This is a genomic window from Chitinophaga oryziterrae (genome assembly GCF_009758125.1).
In the GTDB taxonomy this organism is placed as follows: Bacteria; Bacteroidota; Bacteroidia; order Chitinophagales; family Chitinophagaceae; genus Chitinophaga; species Chitinophaga oryziterrae.
This window is the reverse complement of record NZ_WRXO01000018.1, coordinates 1-23,102: the sequence shown is the minus strand read 5'-3', so window position 1 is coordinate 23,102 and position 23,102 is coordinate 1. Positions and strand designations below refer to the sequence as shown.

The window sequence follows — 23,102 nt, the reverse complement described above, 5'->3', positions numbered from 1 at the left end:
ATCATTGTAATCATGACTAGCCTTGAGTTAACCACAGTTATCGGTTTGTTAAAGAAAGCAGAGGACCTTGATGTGAAAATATCATTCGAGCGCGACGAGTTGATCGTGAAAGTCAATAAGGAGAAAATGCCCGCTGCTCTCTTCCTGGATGAGTTGAGGGAAAACAAGGGGCGGCTGGTCTCTTATTTCAAACAGTACCATGCAACGGATAATACTTCTATACCGGTACAGCCTCCGATTACACGCAGGAAGCCCCATGTACATATGCCATTGTCTTTCGGTCAGGAGCGCTTATGGTTCCTGCAGCGGGCACAGGCAGACCAATCTTATGACCTGCCATGGGTGGCACATGCGGAAGGAGTACTTGATATACATGTGCTTGAAGCTGCTTTTAAGGCTATTGTAGGCCGTCATGAAGTTTTGAGGACAGTTATCAGGGAGCAGGACGGAGTACCTTACCAGGTGGTTAAGAATGCAGAAGAATGGGGGATGGAGTTTCTTCATGCTGAAGAGATTCCTTCAAAAGGATTGCAGGAGTATACGGAATCTATATTGGATCAGGTATTTGATCTCTCGGAAGAATATCCGTTGAAAGTGATCGTTGTCTGCAGTTCACCCACATCTCATACAATCATTATCAAAGCCCATCATATCGCGTTCGATGGATGGTCAATCGCTATTCTTATCAGAGAACTGACGGCTTTGTATATGGCCGGTATAAAAGGCCGGACGGCCGTTTTGCCGGAACTACAGATACAGTATGCTGATTATGCCATCTGGCAACGCAACAGCCTTTCAGGAAATAACCTGAAGAGACAACTGGACTACTGGAAAAAACAACTCGCAGATACTGAGCAACTGGTCCTGCCGGAAGATCATCCTCTGCCAGACTTGAGGAGCAACAGGGGAGGTCGTCTCCATATGACGGTTCCCGCTGCCGTAAAAGACGGATTAAAGAAGTTCTCCCTGCAGGAAGGTGTAACACTGTTCATGACCCTGATGGGGGCTTTTAAAGTTTTATTATACCGTTACAGCGGGCAAACAGATATATGTATCGGGACTTCTGTTGCGGGACGTCGTCAGCAGCAGACAGAAACACTCATCGGCTTTTTTGTAAACACACTGGCTATCCGGAATATCATTGATGAACAATGGTCTTTTTGTCGCCTTTTGCAGGAAATAAAGACAACATTGTTACAGGCATATGATCATCAGGATGTGCCTTTTGAAAAAGTAGTTGAGGCATTGGGGGTAAAAAGAGATCTCAGAAGACATCCGCTTATCCAGACTGTATTGACATTACAGAATATCCCCGATGGCGGTCCGCTGGATTTGGGAGATGTGGTATTGTCTCCTGCTTCTTCAGGCAGTATTACGTCTAAATTTGATCTGAGCCTCGATATGACTGAATTTGAGGACGGCTTGCAACTATCACTTACCTACAGTACAGATCTGTACGAAGCGACAACGATCGAAGGAATGCTCAGTCATTATGTAAATCTGTTGCATACAATACCGCAGAATGCAGATCTGACATTATCGGCCTTACCATTGTTGACGGACGAAGAAGAATATAAGTTACTTGCAGGACTGAATAACAATATAGTTCCTTATCCACAGGACAAAACAATAGTGGAACTATTTGGACAGCAGGTATCAATGACGCCGGAGAATATTGCTGTTGTATTTGAAGGCAGACAACTTACTTACCGGGAACTTGATATAAAGAGCACCCGCCTTGCTCATTACCTGCAAAGTAAACAATTGAGAACAGGCATGCTGGTGCCGGTATGTCTGGACCGCTCAGATGATTTAATCGTAGCAATGCTGGCTGTTATTAAGGCAGGAGGGGTATATGTACCTGTTGACACTTCATATCCGCAGGAAAGGATACAATATATACTTGCTGATGTAAAAGCGGAACTATTAATAGATGCATCCGGATATTCATTTGCGGATATCGAAACAATCAATCCTGCAGGGATAGAGGAGCTGCTGTTATCCCAACCGGCAGAAAGTCTCAGTGTAGCATTATCACCCGGGTCGCTGGCATATGTAATGTATACTTCAGGGTCCACAGGTTCGCCCAAAGGAGTGATGGTGGAACACCGGAACGTGATCAGCCTCGTAAAAGGAGTATCTTATACAGACATCTCTGCAGACACTATATGGCTGTCTACCGGTTCGCCTGCTTTCGACGCAACTACTGTAGAATATTGGGGTGCACTGCTGAATGGAGGCCGTCTTGTTTTATGTCCTCAGGAAACGCTGCTTGATATCTGCCAGCTAAAGACGCTTCTGACCAAAGAACACATTACAACAATGTGGTTTACCAGCGGATGGTTCAATCAGCTGGTTGAAACCGATATTAGCATATTTGGTACACTCCGCTCAATTTTAGTGGGTGGTGACCGCCTATCGTCCTATCATATCGGACGTGTCAGGAAAGCTTATCCTTCTTTGCAGATCATCAACGGTTATGGCCCCACAGAAAATACAACGTTCTCATTGACCTGTGAGATCAGAAATGTGGAGGAACTGAAAGATATACCAGTGGGACTTCCGCTGTCTAATCGCTCTGCCTATATACTGGATAGCCATGGCAGAATATGTCCGCCGGCTGTGATGGGAGAATTATATGTAGGGGGCGCTGGCCTCTCTCGTGGTTATTGGAGGCAGCCGGAACTCACGGCAGCAAAGTTTGTCACCGGCCCTTTTGAAAAACTGAAAGAGTCCCGTTTGTATCGCACAGGTGATATGGCCAGATGGATGACAGATGGTAATATCACCTTCCTCGGAAGGAAAGACGATCAGGTAAAGATCAGAGGTTACAGGGTAGAAACCGGAGAGATAGAACAGGTGATGCAGGGCTTGCCCGGTATAAGTCAGGCTGTTGTGGTATGGCAATCATCTACACAGCAATTGCTGGCATTTGTAGTAACAAAGGACCATTACGTCAGGGAAAATATGCTCCGTCTTCTGGAGCAAAAGTTGCCGGCGTATATGATACCTGCTGCAATACTCGAATTAGTAGAAATACCACTTACGGCCAACGGGAAAGTGAATAGAAAGGTATTGCTGGAAACAATGGTATTACCTGCCATTGTAAGTACATATGAAGCTCCGCGTAATTCGCAGGAAGAGGTAATGGCAGATATCTGGCAGGTACTCCTCGGTAAAGCAGCTATTGGTATAAATGACAATTTCTTTGAGTCAGGAGGACACTCACTGATGGCAATGCAGCTGATTGCAGCTATAAGAAAACAATCAGGTAAAGAAGTCAGTATCAGAACGCTTTTTCAACACCCTACTATCGCAACGCTTTGCCAGGTGCTGGAAAATCAGACAGAGGAAGCAATACCTGCAATACAGCCCCGTAAGGAGGATGGAAAGATCAGACTTTCCTTTGCTCAGGAACGTCTGTGGTTTATAGATCAGCTACAGGGTAGTACACAATATCATTTACCATGGGTATTCCGTATTGAGGGCCAACTGGACCTGGCCTTGCTGGAACAGGTATTCAGGACCATTGTAGACCGGCACGAGGTTTTACGCACAGTAATAAGAGAAGAAAACGGGATCGGGTATCAGGCAATCCAGCCCGCAGCCAACTGGCGGTTTGTATATAAGGATCTCACAAACGAAATACATGCGGAAGACACTCTCCGGGATCAGATAGCAGCATTTGTAGCCACTCCGTTCAATCTGTCTGCTGACAGTATGTTAAAAGTTACCATCTTTCGTATCTCCGCACAGGAATACGTAATGGCGGGAGTGGTGCATCATATCGTATTCGATGCATGGTCTGTGGGTATTATGGTAAAGGAGCTGGTAGAACTATATGCAGCAGGTATTGCCGGACGTCCACCGGAATTGCCGGCACTTCCTTTACAATATGCAGATTATGCAGTCTGGCAGCGGAATCTGCTGACAGACGGGGTGCTGTCAAAACGCCTGAAATACTGGAAACAACAATTGCAGGAAATAGAACCCGTTAGCATTACACCTGATTATCCGCGTCCTGCCGTACAAAGTATAAATGGAGCTATTGCCATCAGCATGCTGGATAGGGAATTGCAGGAAGACCTTGCGCTATTGTCTGCCCGCGAAGGAGTGACCCTTTTTATGACGATGCTGGCAGCATTCAAAGTTGTGCTGTATCGTTATGCCGGCAGCCCGGATATTACGGTCGGCAGCGTCGTGGCTGGAAGAGATCAGAAAGAGACAGAGGACCTGATCGGGTTTTTTATAAACACCCTTGCTCTTCGTTCAAAGTTACGCGAAGACATGACCTTCAGTGAATTACTGCAGGCCGTAAAGGAGATGACGTTGGATGCATACGAACATCAGGATGTTCCTTTTGAGAAAGTAGTGGAGGTACTGGACATAGAACGTGATCTGAGCCGTACACCTGTTTTTCAGGTTGTGTTTACCTTGCAGAATGCGCCGCAGTCAAAAGTATTGACACTGGGAGATGCACAGTTGTCAATGGAAGCCGCAGGGGCTGTTACAGCCAAATTTGACCTTAATCTGGAGGCGACAGAATCTGATGCCGGACTACGCTTACTATTGACCTATTGTAAGGATTTGTATAAAGCAGAAACAGCCGGACGTCTGCTGCAACATTATGAAAATCTGCTGAGAGAAATCGTAAAAGATACAAGCCGTTCTTTGACCGCACTTACAATACTGGGCAGAGAAGAAACGGATAAATTAATATCCGTTTACACTGGCATACAAGCTGCTGACAGCAATCTGTTGGATATATTTGAGCAAAAGGTGTTACAGACACCTGATGCCGTTGCGCTTATCTGCGGCGATGATCAACTGACCTATGATGAATTGAACAAACAGTCTGATCAGCTGGCTGTTTATTTACAAAAACTGGGTGTCAGAGAAGAAGTGCTGGTGCCGGTCTGCATACAGCGCTCCATTTCCATGGTAGTGAGTATGCTTGGTATACTCAAGGCTGGCGGGGCTTATGTACCGGTAGATCCGGAATATCCTGCATCGAGGATAGAATATATATTGAAAGATACCGGATGCCGTTTTGTGCTTGCGGATGCTTCCACCGAAAATCTGTTGCCGGATGATGTCATGATTATCAGTTTAGATAGTCATTGGGCGCAGATTAGTCTGCAGCCGGAAGGCAGAGTACATAATGAGATATCCGGCCATACATTGGCTTATATTATCTATACTTCCGGTAGCACGGGTACGCCAAAGGGGGTGATGATAGAACACGCTCAGCTCTTAAACTATTTGTTGAATGCTATTACAATGTATGGTAGTAACGGCAATAGGGAAGGTGCCGGTAGCTTTATGCATTTATCTTATACTTTTGACGCATCGGTCACGGCCTTATTTGTTCCCTTATTGCAGGGGCGTCGTCTGATATTGGCGCAGGGAAGGTCTGTGACAGCTTTTGAGGACCCTCAGTTGTTGAAGTACGCTCCTTATGATTTCATTAAACTTACCCCGGCTCATTTGCCGGTGCTGGAATCACTGATGGGAGCGGCTGGCGTTACAATGCTTACCCAAAAGCTGGTTGTAGGGGGAGAGGCATTAGAGTTGCGTCATGTAAAGTTTCTGGCAGATGCAGATATAGAGATCATCAATGAATATGGGCCTACAGAAACAACTGTAGGATGTACCACCTATCATTTCCGGCCTGAAAAAAAATTGTATACTATCGGGACCAGTCTTCCGATAGGCATTCCCGTTAATAATATGTATATCTATGTTGTTGACGTAAATAATGCGGAAGTACTCTGTCCTCCGGGCGTTGAAGGAGAGTTATGTATAGGCGGCGCGCAGGTCGGACGTGGATACCTGCATCAGCCGGGAATGACAGCAACCCGGTTTATTGATGATCCGTTCAGCCGGGAAGCCGGACAAAGGATGTATCGTACGGGAGATAAAGGGAAATGGCTGCCGGATGGGAATCTTCACTTTTCAGGAAGAATAGATGATCAGGTAAAAATAAATGGTTACCGTATTGAGCCGGGAGAAATCGCCCATTGCCTGCAGGCTGTCGATGGCGTTAAAGAAACAGTTGTACTTGTAAATGCTCAGTCAGATAGCCTGAAGGCTTATTTACGCGTCGATGAAGAAAAATACCCTCTTCTGGCAGTTTACCAGCAGATGTTATACAACGGGGAAATTGATCCCGCCTCTTTTCAGGTCCTGCCCAATGGCTTACCAATCTTCAACTCCAATTTAAATGAGGTAACTTTTCTTTATAAGGAAATCTTTTTAGATCAATGTTATCTGAAGCATGGTATTACGTTGAAGGAAGATAGCTGTGTGCTCGATATTGGTGCCAATGCAGGTTTCTTTACCGTCTTTTTGAATATACTCTGTCCTGGCATCCGCGTGTATTCATTCGAACCAATACCGGTAGTATACCATCATCTTTCACAAAACAGACAGTTGTATAATATTCAGGGAGAATGTTTCCAGCTGGCCGTTTTTAATAAAGAAACCGAAATTGACTTTACCTATTATCCCGATGTGACCATTGTATCTGGTATCAGCGAAGACATAGAACAGGTAAGGGACGTCGTAAGGTCTTATATACAGGGTACTGAAGGAACAGATGCCAGCATCAGCGAGCTTGATGAAGTGCTGGATGTAAAGCTGAACAGCGTGCGCATAAAATGTAAAACGATCACAGTGTCCGAAGTGATCAGGTCCAGAAAACTTGATCACATAGATCTGCTCAAGATAGACGTAGAGAATTCAGAACACTATGTGCTGGAAGGTATTGAGGAAGGCGACTGGGCCAGGATCGATAATGTTATCATCGAGGTACACAATATCGACAACCGTCTTGCCCGCATACAGCAACTGCTGGAAGAAAAGGGATTCCATACGTTTGTCGAAAAAGAGAAAGCGCTCGCTGGTGATGATATCCTGTATAATATATTCGCCCGCAGGGATACGGAAAGCAGTGGCATGGCCTCACTAGAGGATAAGGCAGAAGTGCGTGCACAGCAATGGCTGTCTCCGCAGGATTTCATAACACAGGTTGCCTCCGCCGCCAGAAAAAAGTTGCCTGAGTATATGGTGCCTGGAGGATTTATCATCACAGATACCTTCCCGCTAACAGTCAATGGAAAAATTGACAGGAAGGCTTTATTGGAATTACCTGACCTTAATCAGCAGGTAGATAATTATGTGGCACCGGAGAATGCAACAGAAGCCGCATTGGTAATTATCTGGCAGGAACTTCTCGGTTTGGAAAAGATCGGTGTGAAAGATAACTTTTTTGTACTTGGTGGTCACTCTCTGCTCGCAGTCCGTCTTATTGCAGCCATCAGGAAACACTTTGACAAAATAGTTTCTATCAGGAATATTTTCGATGCACCGGATATCTCCGCATTGGCACTACTACTGCAACAAGAAGATACGGGTTTGAAAATGCCGCCGATCTTACCTGCGGGAGATAGGAAATATATTCCCTTATCGTTTTCACAGGAAAGACTATGGTTTATTGATAAGTTGCAGGGAACAGTGCAATATCACATGCCATGGTTATTCCGCTTGTCGGGAGAGCTGGATATTCCTGCATTGGAAGCATCCTTTCTGGAAATTGTTAGCAGACATGATGTACTGCGGACGGTTATTTCGGAAGATGACGGCAAGGCATTCCAGGTGCTGACACCGCCCGGACAATGGAGAATGGAATACCTTACAGAAAAAGCACTGTTAGCGTCAGGAGCACCATCGGTAGATGCATATCTGCAACAGGTTGCAAAACAGCCTTTTGATCTTTCAAAAGATCCTGTTTTCAAAGTATTGCTGGTTCAACTGACCGAAAGAGAATACCTTTTACTGGCACTGGTGCATCATATTGCTTTTGATGGCTGGTCCATCGGTATTGTAGTGCGGGAACTCAGCGCGCTCTATGATGCATTTAAAGCGAAGGAACCTGCTGCCTTAAAGCCACTCCCTTTACAATACACAGATTATGCTATCTGGCAACGGGATAATCTTTCAGGAAAATGGATGCAGAATGGCCTCAGATACTGGCAGGAACAACTTGCAGGTGCAACCGCAACCGGAATAGAACCAGACTATACCCGCCCGGATGTGCAAAGTATGAATGGCAATATGCTGAGCCGTGTGCTGAACGTCTCTGTGTACAACAGTCTTATCGGACTCTCACATGAGGAGAACGTTACACTGTACATGACCCTGCTGGCTGCATTTAAGGTGCTGATTTACCGGTACAGCGGACACTCCGATATCTGTATTGGGACGCCGGTGGCTGGTCGTCATCAGCATGAAGTGGAAGATATGATCGGATTCTTTGTTAATACGCTTGTTATGCGTAGTCAACTGGATGCCGAAACTACTTTCTCTGCGTTCCTTCAACAGGTAAGGAAAACATCTCTTGATGCTTTCGCTCATCAGGAAATACCATACGATAAAGTAGTAGAGGCCCTTGGTGTAACAAGGGATATGAGCAGGAACCCGCTGTTTCAGCATATGTTCATACTACAGAACACACCGGATGCAGGACAACTCACACTGGGCGATATCCGGTTGGAAAGTGCCAATCCGGGCCATATGATGGCCGACAATGATTTTGATCTGATCGTGAATGAATCGTCTGAAGGACTGCAACTGTCAATACTATACAATACGGATCTTTTCTCCGCCGGTACAATAAATCAATTGCTTGATCACTATTGTTTACTGCTGGAGAATATTGTCATAAACAAGAACAGCTTGATCCGTGACTTTGCATTACTAACAGAAACTGAGCGGAGAAAGATATTGTATGAATTTAATAGCGCTGTTTCAATATTGCCACCGGATGAAACGATCGTCACCCGTTTTGAAAAACAGGTATTGGATTTTCCTTTATCCATAGCAGTTATATGCGGAGATCAGTACTTAACATACAATCAGTTGAATGAACAGGCCAACAGATTGGCACGGTATCTTAAAGCAAAAGGTATCGGAAAGGATATGCTGGTGGGCATCTGTATAAAAAGATCAATAGAAAGAGTTGTCAGTATGCTGGCAATCCTGAAGGCAGGCGCTGCTTATCTGCCACTTGATCCATCATATCCGGAGAACCGCATCTCATATATGCTGAAAGACAGTGACTGCCGGGTAGTAGTAACTATTGAAGAGAACATAAAAAACATCGGCACCGGCATACAAATGTCAGATGTAATTTGTCTGGATATTTTGGAAGAGACCCTTTCGGAACTAAATAATACGACTCCTGAAAATGAAATCGCTGCTACTGATCTTGCATATGTCATTTATACCTCAGGATCCACCGGCCGGCCTAAGGGAGTAATGATAGAGCACCGTAGTCTGCTGAATTTTATCTATGGGTCCGTAAGGTATCAGGATCTGCAACCCGGAACAAGAATGTTACAGTTTTCATCCTTTAGTTTCGATGCTGCCTGCGCGGAAATCTTTAGTGCATTGTTACATGGAGGACAATTAATCATTCCCGCTGAAGAAGAAATTCTGGATAGTAGTCTGTTTGTTGCACTGCTCCGCCGCAGACAGGTAGAATGGGCTACACTTCCTCCTGCATATCTGGCTGCGGTAAAAGACGAAGAACTGAATATAAACACCATAGTGTCCGCGGGAGAAAAGCTTTCGCCTGCACTTGCCAGGGCAATAGAAGGTAAAGGTATACGCTTGTTCAATGCCTATGGTCCTACAGAAAATACCGTGGGAAGCACCATTACGTCCCATCCCTTACATGTGTCAGGAAAGGTGGTAATAGGAAAACCATCAGCTAACGTAAAGATCTATATACTGGACGTGTATCAGCGTCCTGTGCCGGTTGGGGTTGAAGGAGAAATATACCTTGGCGGGGCACAGGTGGCCCGTGGTTATTTGCATCAGCCAGCATTAACAGCAGCTAAATTCCTGCCTGATCCATTCTCTTCTGTGCCTGCTGCAAGAATGTACCGTACCGGTGATACGGGAAAATGGTTGACGGACGGAAATATAGTATATGTAGGACGTATTGACGAACAAGTCAAAGTACGTGGATTCCGTATTGAACCAGGCGAAATAGAAGCTGTACTGGAACAGCATCCGGATGTCCGTGAAGCGAAAGTTGTTTTGCAGGAAGATCCTTCCGGCCTGAAAAACCTGACCGCATTCGTCGTTGAGGATGGAACTGTTGATAAGGCCCGGTTGATGGCACACGTCAAAAGTTATCTGCCGGCCTATATGGTGCCGGCTGCTATCGTCCGGATCGAAAGCATTCCTTTAACTTCTAATGGGAAAACTGACCGTAAAGCGCTCATAGCAATGAATACATTGGTTGTTGCTGAAACAGACTTTGTAGCACCGGCAACAGAGACGGAACGCCGGCTTGCGGAAGTATGGCAGCAACTTCTGGGGCTCGTGAGGATAGACACGCGCAGCAATTTCTTTTCACTGGGAGGAGACTCTATCGTTAGTATCCAGTTGGTGAGTCGTATAAACCGTCAGGGATATCATATCTCTCCACGTGATATTTTTATGCACCAGACTATCGGCGAACTTGCTGCTGTCATTGATAACCGCACCACCGGCACTCCGGCATATACCGGTGAAACCGGTATCCTTACCGGCTTTAGCGGCTTATTACCTATTCAGGAATGGTTCCTGCAAAATGCAGGCGCGGCAGCATCACATTTTAATCAGTCTGTACTCCTCAGTATTAGTAAAGATATAAACACCATACAGTTACAAACCATCGTTTCCCGGCTTATACAACAGCACGATGCGCTTCGTTTCAGGTATTACCGGAATGATACAACGTGGATGCAGGAATATATTCCCGTCGATAGTATACTCGCCGTGGAAAACCTGGTTACAGCTGCTACGGACGAGCTTCCTGCTTTGATCACAGGTGTTTGTCAGCAGTACCAGCGAAGCCTGAACATCACAGAAGGGTCGCTGATAAAAGTTGTCCTGATGCAGACGCCTGCTTCAGAGAAAGACAACCGTTTACTGATTATCATCCATCATCTTGTAATAGATGGCGTTTCATGGCGCATCATTCTGGATGATCTGGAAGCATTGCTGTACCAGGAGGATGTATCGTTTGTGAAGACGGCCTCTTATCGCGAATGGTATAATACATTGAAAGCATACGGGGAAACCTCAGGTCTGCAATCTCAAAGAGAATACTGGTCGGCTGTTGTCAATGACTATCAGGCATTACCTGTGGATCATGACTATAAAGGCACGCTTACCATAAGCGACTTACAGGATGTTAGATTCAGTCTGGATGCAGAAATGACGGCTGTTTTACTGAAAGATGCTGCAGCGGTTTACCATACAGAGACGAATGATATATTATTGGCAGCATTGTCCGCAACCTTGTCTGAGTGGAGCGGACTACAAAAGATAGTTGTCGCAGTGGAAGGACATGGCCGGGAAATCCCTGGTAACAGTATAGATACAAGCCGCACAGTAGGATGGTTCACAAACTTATATCCGGTAATGCTTGAGGTAGAACAGTATGCTGATGAAGCTGCGTTGATAAAAAATACTAAAGAACAATTGCGTGCAATTCCTGGTAAAGGAATGGGTTATGGCATACTGAAATACCTGCAAAAGGATCAATTACCTGGGGGAAAAGAACCATGGGATATTATATTCAATTATCTGGGCCAGACAGATAATATCGGCAATGGCGGACAACAATTGCTGATAGCCGCCGAGTCTGCGGGTGATGCAGTGGATCCTGAATTCCCTGTTCAGCACAAGTTGGTACTCAATAGTATGGTGGCAGATGCTAAACTGATGTTTACATGCAGTTTCAGCAATAAACATTATGATGCCGGAACAATCAGGTCCCTGTCCGGGAAATTTATATCCCGGCTTGAATCCCTGCTTCGTCATTGTATTGAGAGGAAACAATCCCAGGCAATGTACACGCCATCAGACTTTGGTCTTGGACAGGATGTGCACTACAGGGAACTGGATGCATTTCTTGATCAGGTGAAAGATGGTGTAATACTGCGGGATAAAATTGAAAGCCTATACCGCCTGAGCGGATTGCAACAGGGGATTTTCTTTCATACTTTATACGATAAAGGGACCGCTTATGCTGAACAGTTCAAATGTGATATCACCGGTTTGGATGTGAATGCATTTATCCGCAGTTGGGAAAAACTGATTGCTCAGCATACTATCCTGAGGACCGGTTTCTATCACGATGTATTCAATGTACCTGTACAGATTGTTTGGAAAGAAGCACCTTTCCCTGTTGAAATCATTGATCTTGTTCATCTCTCCCCGGATGCACAGGAGATAGCTATCAGTGACTTTGCAGAGATCGACCGGCAAAAGAAATTCGATTTCACAAAGCCGCCTGTCATGCGCATGACTTTGTTAAAAAAGAAGGACGGTCATTTCCATTTGCTCTGGACGCATCATCATCTCTTGCTGGATGGATGGTCTTTGCAATTGCTGGTAAAAGAATTCCTGACTACCTATGATGCAATAGCTTATGCTAAAGAGTTACCGGTGCAAAAGGCGGACCGGTACCGTGATTATATCCGTTATATCGGAGAAAAGAAACTTTTGCAGGAAGATGAATACTGGAAAAAATACCTCAATGGGATTGAAAAAGGAACATTGCTTCCTTTTGTCGAAACCCTGGCAAACCGCAACCGCTCAGTCGAAGATTTTAACGTTGTATCACTTTCGCTGGATGAACACATTACAGGGCAGATAAAACAGTATGCACAACAACAGCAGATTACTGTCAATACACTAATGCAGGGCGTATGGTCCTATTTATTATATCGTTATACCGCTGCTCAGGATGTCATTTTTGGAGTCACCGTTTCCGGCCGCCCTGCAGACCTTACAGACGTCGAGCAGCGGATTGGTATGTATATCAATACAATTCCCCTGCGCGCCGTTATCTCCGAAAACAAGCCAGTGGCAGCCTGGTTACAGGAGTTGCAGCAGGAACAACAATCTTCACTGGAATTTCAATATAGTGCTATCAATGACATCCGGCACTGGATAGATGTACCGGGAGATCTGTTTGATACAATACTGACCTTTCAGAATTATCCCATAAGCGAAGTGCTTGCATCAAAAGAGTGGCAGCTGCATATTTCCGGAATTGAGATGCTTGAACAGTCTACCAATTACCCCCTTTGTATCCGGATAAGCCAGAGTTCAGAAATGCTGCTGCAATTCATTTATAAATGTTCGCTGCTCGAAGAAGCATATGTACGTATGATTCAGGGACATTTTAAAGAGGTGTTGATACAAATGATAAATGGAACTGTAAACCTCATTTCAGAGATCCGTCTGCTTACTGCCGATGAAGAGGAACAGCTCCTGCAACTGTCTGGTATAGGGTCCAATATAACTCTCAGTACCGGTATTATCAGTGCCTTCAAAGAACAATGTTTATCTACGCCTGATGCCATTGCATTGGTATATGAGGACCAACGGTTATCATATGCCGTATTAGATGAGAATAGCAGCCGGCTGGCGGCCTATCTGCAACAGACAGGTGTTACGGAAGGAGCTGTCATCGCCGTTTGTATGGGACGTTCAACAGAACTGATACTGGCTATCCTGGCAATATTAAAGGCGGGTTGTGCATATATGCCCATAGACCCTGCCTATCCTTCGGAAAGGGTCTTATTCATGCTGAAAGACGCTGATGCCGTGCTATTATTGTCCACGTCTCATCATGTTCTTGATAAACAGATAAGGAAGACAGATATTGATCTCCTGTGGCAGACCGATATAGCATGCCTGCCTCCGGTATATGAGAACAAGCCGGTAGCGCCGGACTCACTCGCTTATATTATGTATACCTCCGGTTCCACTGGTCAGCCAAAGGGAGTAATGGTCACACATGCTAATGTGCTAAGCCTTGTCAAAGATATAACCTATGCTCCCTTATCGGCTGCTGAAACCCTGCTTTCTACTGGAGCGGTCTCTTTCGATGCTACTACTTATGAATACTGGGGCATGCTGCTCAATGGTGGCAGACTCGTATTATGTCAACAGGAGGTGTTATTGGACATCTCTCTGCTGCAACAGCTAATAATAGATGAAAAGATTACTCAGATGTGGTTTACCGCCGGCTGGTTTAATCAGTTGCTGGATACAGATATCAACCTTTTTGCATCACTTCGGACCGTTCTGGTAGGGGGAGATCGTTTATCTCCTGTACACATAAAAACATTGAGAGAACAATTCCCCTTGTTGCAGATTATTAACGGATATGGACCCACGGAAAACACTACTTTTTCAGTAACGATGAATATAACGGATGTTGCGGCAGACAGCGATATCCCAATCGGAAAGCCTTTGGATCATCGTACTGCCTTTATTCTGGACGCTAATGGAAGGTTATGTCCACTGGGTGTCGCCGGAGAATTGTTTGTGGGTGGCGCCGGCTTATCCGCCGGATACCTGAATCAACCCGAATTGACTACTGCAAAATTTAAAGATTATATACCCGGACTAAGATTGTATAGTACCGGAGATATGGCCCGCTGGCGATTGGATCATAACATCGACTTCCTCGGAAGGCAGGATAGCCAGATAAAGATTCGTGGTTATCGTATTGAACCGGCTGAAGTAGAACATGTATTACAACAGGCACCGGGTGTTAAACAGGCATTGGTAATGGTACAGGAAGATGAACGCCGTACAAAAAGACTCATAGGTTATTTCACCACCACGGAAGGCTTTAACAGAGATACGGTACTTTCATTCCTGACGGAGAGATTACCTGATTATATGCTGCCTGCAACTTTGGTAGACATACCTGTATTCCCGCTTACAGCAAATGGTAAAATAGACAGGAAAAAACTGTCTGATATTGATATTGCCGTTACATCCGGATCAACTTATGCAGGCCCGCGTACTCCTATGGAAGAGGCATTGGTAAAGATCTGGCAGGATCTGCTGGGTGTTGAACAGGTAGGTATCAACGATAATTTCTTTGAGCTGGGTGGTGATTCCATTATCACTATTCAACTGGCAAGCCGTGCAAGAAGACAGGGATATGAAGTGAAAATAGGTGATCTGTTTACATATCAGACCATTGCTACGCTGTCTGCCGTGATGGAGAAGAACGATGTATCATCTTTATTACAACAGGGTCCATCTACGGGTATATGCGGCCTTTTGCCCATACAGCAGTGGTTCTTTGAAAGTCAGCCGGAAATGGTTTCGCATTTTAATCAGGCTGTCCTTCTGAATATTCCCAAAACAATCAATATTGAGATACTGCAACATGCAACGGAGCAGTTGGTGAAAATACATGAATCTTTACGTTTTATCTATCATAAAAGGGCTGCTGACTGGGAACAGGAATATGGACATCGCCCTGTGGAAACCGTGTTGCTCGATCTTGCTGATATGAATGGACACGGATTTGCCCTTGCAATAGAGCAACATCTGCAGGCATATCAGGAATCACTTGATATTAGTAACGGCAACCTTTTCCGTTTTGTATTGATAAAGACACCGTCCGTGATGGATGCAAACCGTTTATTCATCGTCATACATCATCTGCTGGTGGACGGCGTGTCCTGGAGAATCATACTTGATGATCTGGAAAACATGTTGCGGACATCTTTGAATGGAACAGTGAATTTACCTGTTGTAAACAATGCAACTTACAGAGATTGGTTTGATGCCCTGTCATCCTATGGTAAAGGATTGAGCGGTCAATCGCAGAAAGATTACTGGCAGAAAATAACAGGATATTATACACCGTTGTTTACCGACAAAGCTGGTGCAGGGATTGTATTGTCAAAAGACGTGGACAACTGTATTGAAAAACTGGACCCCTCATGGACACGTAACCTTCTCCAGAATATTCAGACTGCATACAGTACCGAGATAAATGATATACTGCTTTGTGTACTGGCGAAAACCATGCATGAATTTACAGGTAATGAACACCTTGTAATCGGTTTGGAAGGGCATGGAAGAGAAGCATTGAACATGGAAACTGATCCCAGTCACACTGTGGGCTGGTTCACCAGTATGTACCCGGTGCTGCTGGAATATACAGATGACATGGAACTGTCAGACGGAATTAGTGCAACAAAAGAACAGCTTCGTTGCATACCTGATAAAGGAATAGGATATGGCGTATTGAGATATCTGGAAAAAATACCCGCATTGCAGGGCAAACTGCCATGGGATCTGACATTTAATTATCTCGGACAATTGGATAATATTGCAGGTGTCGACAGCCTCTTCTCTCCGGCCGTTGAACATACCGGTGATGCCGTAAATGAAAATAATGTCTGGCAGGGACTGATGAACATAAACTGCCTGGTAAAAGGAGGAGAGTTTATAATCAGCTGGAGCTACAGTACCCGTCATTATGAAACTGCTACAGTGAATGCGCTGACCAGTCAGTTTATCCGTAATCTTCAGTTGTTGATAGGACATTGCCTTCAGCAGGAACAGCCAACCTTTACACCTTCAGACTATGGACTCACAGGAGATGTTACCTGTAAAGAACTGAATAATTTCTTTGCAGATAAAGGCAGTAACAAACCGGAACGTATATACCGGCTGAGCGCATTGCAGGAAGGCTTATTGTTCCATAGTTTATCAGATGACAAGGGCGGTTCTTATGTAGAACAGTTAAGATGCGAGATCGTTAGTCCGGATATCCGTTCATTCCGTAAAAGTTGGGACTTGCTGTTAGGGCGTCATAGTATCTTACGCACAGCGTTTTATTATAACATTTTCAAAGTTGCAGTACAGGCCGTATATAAGAATGTTTCAATTCCGCTGGAACTGATCGACTTCCGCAATGTGAGCGGTAAGGAACAGGAAGACGCACTGTTGTCATATGAACATGCGGATCTTTACAGGCAATTTAATTTTGAGCAACCTCCGCTCATGCGTGTAACATTAATACAACTGTCGGATAATAAATACCGCTTGTTGTGGACTGTCCATCACCTTGTATTTGACGGATGGTCATTGCCTGTTATTCTGGAGGAATTCTTAAATACTTATGATGAGCTGGTTTCTGGTAGCCCTGTGACAAATTATAAAGAAGATTTGTATGAAGATTATATCCACCATATAAATCGCATTTCTAAAATAGCGCAGCAGGAGTTCTGGACAAACTATATGGGGGGCTTATCGGAAAGTACATTGTTGCCATTCATTCCGGCAGGTATCGAACGTAGCAGAAATGTAGAGAAATTCAATGCACTGGAGCACACATTGAATATTGATCAGACAGCTTCGCTGCAGGCATATGCACAGCAACAGCATATCACCGTTAATACATTGATGCAGGGTGTCTGGTCTTATCTCTTACATCGTTATACAGGTCAGCAGAATATCGCTTATGGTGTAGTTGTATCAGGACGGCCGGAAGCACTGGCCGATGTTGAGCGTAGAATAGGCATGTATATAAACACCATTCCGTTGCACTCACGGATGAAGGGAGATGAGACCTTTGCTTCCTGGTTGCAGTTAATGCAGGATGGACAACTTGCAGCAAGAAAATACCAGTATACAGCACTCAATGATATACGGGAATGGACGGATGTTGCCGGAGAACTGTTTGATACCATCCTTGTATTTGAGAATTATCCGGTATCAAAAGTTATCGGTAACAGGGACTGGAAAATGGATGTATCTTTCCTGGGTAAGGAAGAGCAGACATCTAACTATCCGTTGAGCATCCGTATCGTTGTAAGGGAAACCACCTCACTGCAGTTTGTGTATAAACAGAGTGTCCTCGACCGGCAGCAGGTAAAGAATATTGCCCGGCATTTCGAAACATTATTATTGCAGATTGCTGAGAATGTTGTTACTGCTGTGAATGAAGTACAGTTGTTGTCAGAAATAGAAACACAGCAATTACTGGATTGGGGCCGGGGTGAAACAGCTAGCTATTTCCCCCCGGAAAGTAATGTATCGTCGCTTTTCTCCGCACAGGTATCTCTGACACCTGAATCTACCGCACTATTATCCGGTACATGCTCACTAAGTTATAACGCACTGGAAATACGCAGCAACCAGTTAGGTAACCACTTGCGTCAATTAGGCGTACAGCGTGGAGAACTGGTGGGCATATTTTTGGAACGGGGTATCGATATGATTGTGGCCATTTTGGGCATCTTAAAGGCTGGTGGAGCTTATGTTCCGCTGGAACCATCCTATCCTTATGAACGCTTGTCTTATCTGCTGGAAGACAGTGCCTGCCGCCTTGTTGTGAGTACAATAAACCTGGAAAGCCATTTGCCATCAGGTCCTGCAATTATTTATGTAGATGAAACCTCAACAAAAAGTACTGCATTACCGGATGCTGATATAACACCAACAGACCTGGCCTATGTGATCTATACATCAGGTAGTACGGGTCACCCTAAAGGAGTATTGATAGAACATGGTTCTGTAGTGAACTTAATCGGCAGCCAGTTAAAGACATTTGGCATTGATTCCTCAGAACGTATCCTGCAATTCTCCAATTACAGCTTTGACGCGTCTGTGGAACAGATTTTCCTTGCATTACTGAGCGGTGCTACATTAGTACTGATGGATAAACAGACACAGCTGGACCCTGTTGCTTTTGAAGCGTTATTAATAACACAACAGATAACACACCTGCATGCCACACCGGGCTTTTTGGAAATCCTTCGCCCGGGTTTGTACGGTGGTTTAAAACGAGTGATAGCCGGTGGAGAAGCCTGCAATAAATCGCTGGCAGACAAGTGGGGCAGCCTGTTGCCTTTTTACAATGAATACGGTCCTACAGAAACAACCGTAACAGCCATAGAATGGCAGGCAACAGCAGGAGAAGGAGGTGAAGACATTTTACCAATAGGTCGCCCTTTACGTAATACACACGCCTATATCGTAGATAACTATGGAGAACTGGCAGGTATCGGTATCACAGGTGAATTATATATTGGTGGTGCCGGTGTTGCAAGAGGTTATCTGAACAGACCGGAGCTGACGGCCACTCATTTCATTCTTCGCAATGGAGAGCTGGTATATCGCACGGGAGACGATGCGCGTTGGTTGCCAGATGGCAATATTGCATTTATGGGTCGTCGTGATGAACAGGTGAAGGTACGGGGTTACCGTATAGAACTGGGAGAGATCAGTACTGTGCTGCAACAGTCTCCCGGTATCTTGCAAGCCGTTGTACTATTTAATAATAAACAACTCATCGCTTATATCGTTACCTCAGAAGATTATGAGAAACCAATAGTGCTGCAGTACCTTGAAAGTCAACTGCCAGACTACATGGTTCCTGCACAGTTGATAGAAATAGAATACATACCATTAACATCAAATGGTAAAACAGATAAAAAGAAACTATTAGATCTCTCAGTTAAAGAAGACCCACAACTTTATGAAGGCCCTCGTACAGCAGCGGAAAAAAGAATGTTAGCGATATGGGAAGATTTATTAGAGGTTAAACCGCTAAGCATTCATGCTAACTTTTTCGAACAGGGTGGTCACTCATTGATGGCTGTGAGAGTTGTCTCTGCTATTCGCAATCAGTTTGGCAAAGAATTGTCGGTGGGTGCTATATTCGAATTCCCTACGGTTGCTTTGCTATCTGCAGAATTGGATATGCCGGATCACAAAGAAGTGTTACCGCCTATATCCGCATATCCACGCATAGGTCTCATTCCATTATCTTATGGTCAGGAACGTTTATGGTTTATTGATAAATTGAGTGGAAGCATCCAGTATCACGTTCCTTGGGGATTCCATTTAACAGGTGAACTGAATATAGATGCATTGGAATCTTCTTTCCGGGAAATCATAGCGAGACATGAAGTGTTGCGTACCGTGATTCGTGAAGAAGATGGTGTTGGCTACCAATTGCTGCGTGATGCAGCGGGCTGGCATATGCAGCGTATCAGCAGGAGTGAGATCATGGAAGATGTGCATGTATGGATCGGCCAGCAGGCGGAAAAACCTTTCGACCTGGCCAATGATTTTATGCTGCGTGTAAGTCTGGTCACGGTTGCTGAAAGAGAATATTACCTCTCAGGTGTAGTCCATCATATCGCCTGTGATGGCTGGTCTATCGGTATCATCGTGGACGAACTGGTAAACCTTTATGAAAGTAAACTCAAAGGCGACCCCTCTCCGTTGCAACCCTTACCGGTGCAGTATGCTGATTTTGCAATATGGCAGCGTAACTGGTTGTCGGGCGAAGTCCTGGAAAAGAAATTATCTTATTGGGAACAACAATTGAAGGGTGTTGCGCCCTTGTCTCTGCCGGTGGATTATCCTTACCCCGCAGAACAGCGCATTCGTGGTGGTCGTGTGACAATGATGACTGACCATGTATTGCATGAGCGTTTAGAGGCTTGTGCACAGAGGGAAGGTGTCACCTTGTTTATGCTGTTATTGGCAGCTTTTAAAGTATTATTACACCGTTCCAGCGGTCAGGAAGATATCTGTGTAGGCAGTCCTGCAGCGGGTCGTGGTCAGCAGGAAACAGAAGGCCTCATTGGATTTTTCCTGAATACCCTGGCATTACGCAGCCATGTGGACAGTAATCAATCTTTCTCTTCATTACTACAGGAAATTAAACAAACCACGTTAGGCGCTTATGAGCACCAGGAAGTACCTTTTGAGAAGATAGTGGAAGTGCTGGGCGTGGAGCGTGACCGGACACGCAACGCGGTATTCCAGGTCTGGCTGGTATTACAGAATATGCCGGGTGGAGGAGAATTAAGATTAGGAGATGTAGAATTGGAAGGAGCTGGATCTGCAACGATCACCTCACAGTTTGAACTGAACCTTGATATTACCCCTTTTAGGGATGGTTTACGTTTATCACTGACCTATTGCGCTGATCTTTTCAATGAACCGACAGTCACCCGTATGCTGTCTCATTACCAGCATATACTGGAAGCAATTGCATCAGAAATGTCACTGCGTATCGGGTCGTTGCCGATGTTATCAGCAGTAGAAACACAGCAATTACTGGGTTGGGGCAGGGGTGAAACAGCCAGCTATTACCCCCCGGAAAGTAATGTGTCATCCCTTTTCTCCGCACAGGCATGTCTGACACCTGAATCTACCGCACTATTATTCGGTACAGACTCACTAAGTTATAACGCACTGGAAATAAGAAGCAACCAGTTAGGTAATCACCTGCGTCAATTAGGTGTACAGCGTGGTGAACTGGTGGGCATATTCATGGAACGAGGCATCGATATGATTGTGGCCATTTTGGGCATCTTAAAGGCAGGAGGAGCCTATGTTCCGCTGGAACCATCTTACCCTCATGAGCGTTTGTCTTATCTGTTGGAAGACAGTGGTTGCCGGCTGGTTATTAGTACAATGGATTTAGACAGTCATTTGCCATTAGGGCCGTCGATTATTTATATAGATGAAGCGTCAACAAAAAGTACTGCATTACCAGATGCTGGTATAACACCAACTGACCTTGCTTATGTGATCTATACATCAGGAAGTACCGGTCACCCGAAGGGAGTGCTGATAGAGCATGGTTCTGTTGTGAACTTAATCGGCAGCCAGTTAAAGACATTTGGTATTGATTCCTCAGAACGTATCCTGCAATTCTCCAATTACAGTTTTGACGCATCTGTAGAACAGATTTTCCTGGCATTACTGAGTGGCGCAACACTGGTACTGATGGACAAAAAAACACAGTTGGATCCTGTTGCATTTGAAGCGTTATTACTAACACAACAGGTAACCCACCTGCATGCTACACCAGGCTTTTTAGAAACCCTTCGGCCTGGTTTATACGGTGGTTTAAAACGAGTGATAGCCGGTGGAGAAGCCTGTAATAAATCACTGGCGGAGAAGTGGGGTAGCCTGTTGACATTCTATAATGAATACGGTCCCACAGAAACAACTGTCACAGCCATAGAGTGGCAGACAACAGCAGGAGAAGCCGGTGAAGACATCCTACCAATAGGTCGTCCTTTAGGTAATACGCGTGCTTACATCATAGATAACTATGGTGAACTGGCAGGTATCGGTATCACGGGAGAGTTGTACATCGGTGGCATACAGGTAGGTCGTGGTTACCTGAATCAACCCTCGCAGACAGCCAGTCATTTTATTCTTCGCAATGGAGAGCGGGTCTATCGTACGGGAGATGATGCACGTTGGTTGCCAGATGGCAATATTATGTTTATGGGCCGCGGGGATGAACAGGTAAAGGTACGAGGCTATCGTATAGAACTGGGTGAAATCGGTACTGTGCTGCAACAGGCACCCGGCATCAGGCATGCCGTTGTGCTGTTGAATAACAAACGGCTAGTAGGTTATATAGTAGTCTCAGAAGATTATGAGCAGGCAGTTGTACAACATTACCTGCAAAGCCAGTTGCCAGACTACATGGTACCGGCACAGTTGATAGAAATAGAATACATACCATTAACCTCGAACGGTAAAACGGATAAAAAGAAACTGCTGGATCTGTCGGCTGTTAAGGAGGAAACACAACAGTATGAAAGCGCCCGTAACGAACTGGAAAAGCTGTTGATAGACACCTGGGAAGAACTGTTAGGCGCGACCCGTATCAGCATCCACGATAATTTCTTCGAATTAGGGGGAGATTCTATCATTACCATCCAGGTTGTAAGCCGTGTTCGTCGTCATGGTTATGACTTGCAGGTAGTTGACCTGTTCGAACACCAGTCTGTGGCCAGCCTCTCGGCATGTATCCTGGCCCGTGGTACGAGTAACATGCTGAGAGGAGAACAGGGCTTACTGACAGGAGAGAGTGGCTTATTACCTATCCAGCAGCAATATTTTGCATCCTGTCCAGAGGAAGTATCCCACTTCAACCAATCGCTGTTATTAGGTATAGACAAGTCTTTCCTTGGTCCTTCGCTGGAACATGCATTTACTTTCTTACGGGAGCACCACGATGCCTTACGTTTTACATATGAGCAAATAAACGGCAGATGGATACAACATTATGGAACATCCCCTAAAATACAACTTTATGAATTGAATCTGAGTGGATCAACAGACTTCACCACCAGTCTCTTGTGTCATGCAGAAGAATACCAATCGAGTCTTGACATCCGCAAAGGAGATGTGCTAAGATTGGTCTTGATCCAAACACCCTCTTCCTATAC

Annotated in this window: 1 protein-coding gene; it reads left to right on the top strand. The window is 45.0% G+C overall.

The annotated features are described in order from the left end of the window. Positions 1 to 12 precede the first annotated feature (12 nt). The coding region (locus GO495_RS31725) for a non-ribosomal peptide synthase/polyketide synthase (protein WP_157303984.1) at positions 13 to 23,102 on the top strand (23,090 nt) is incomplete at its 3' end.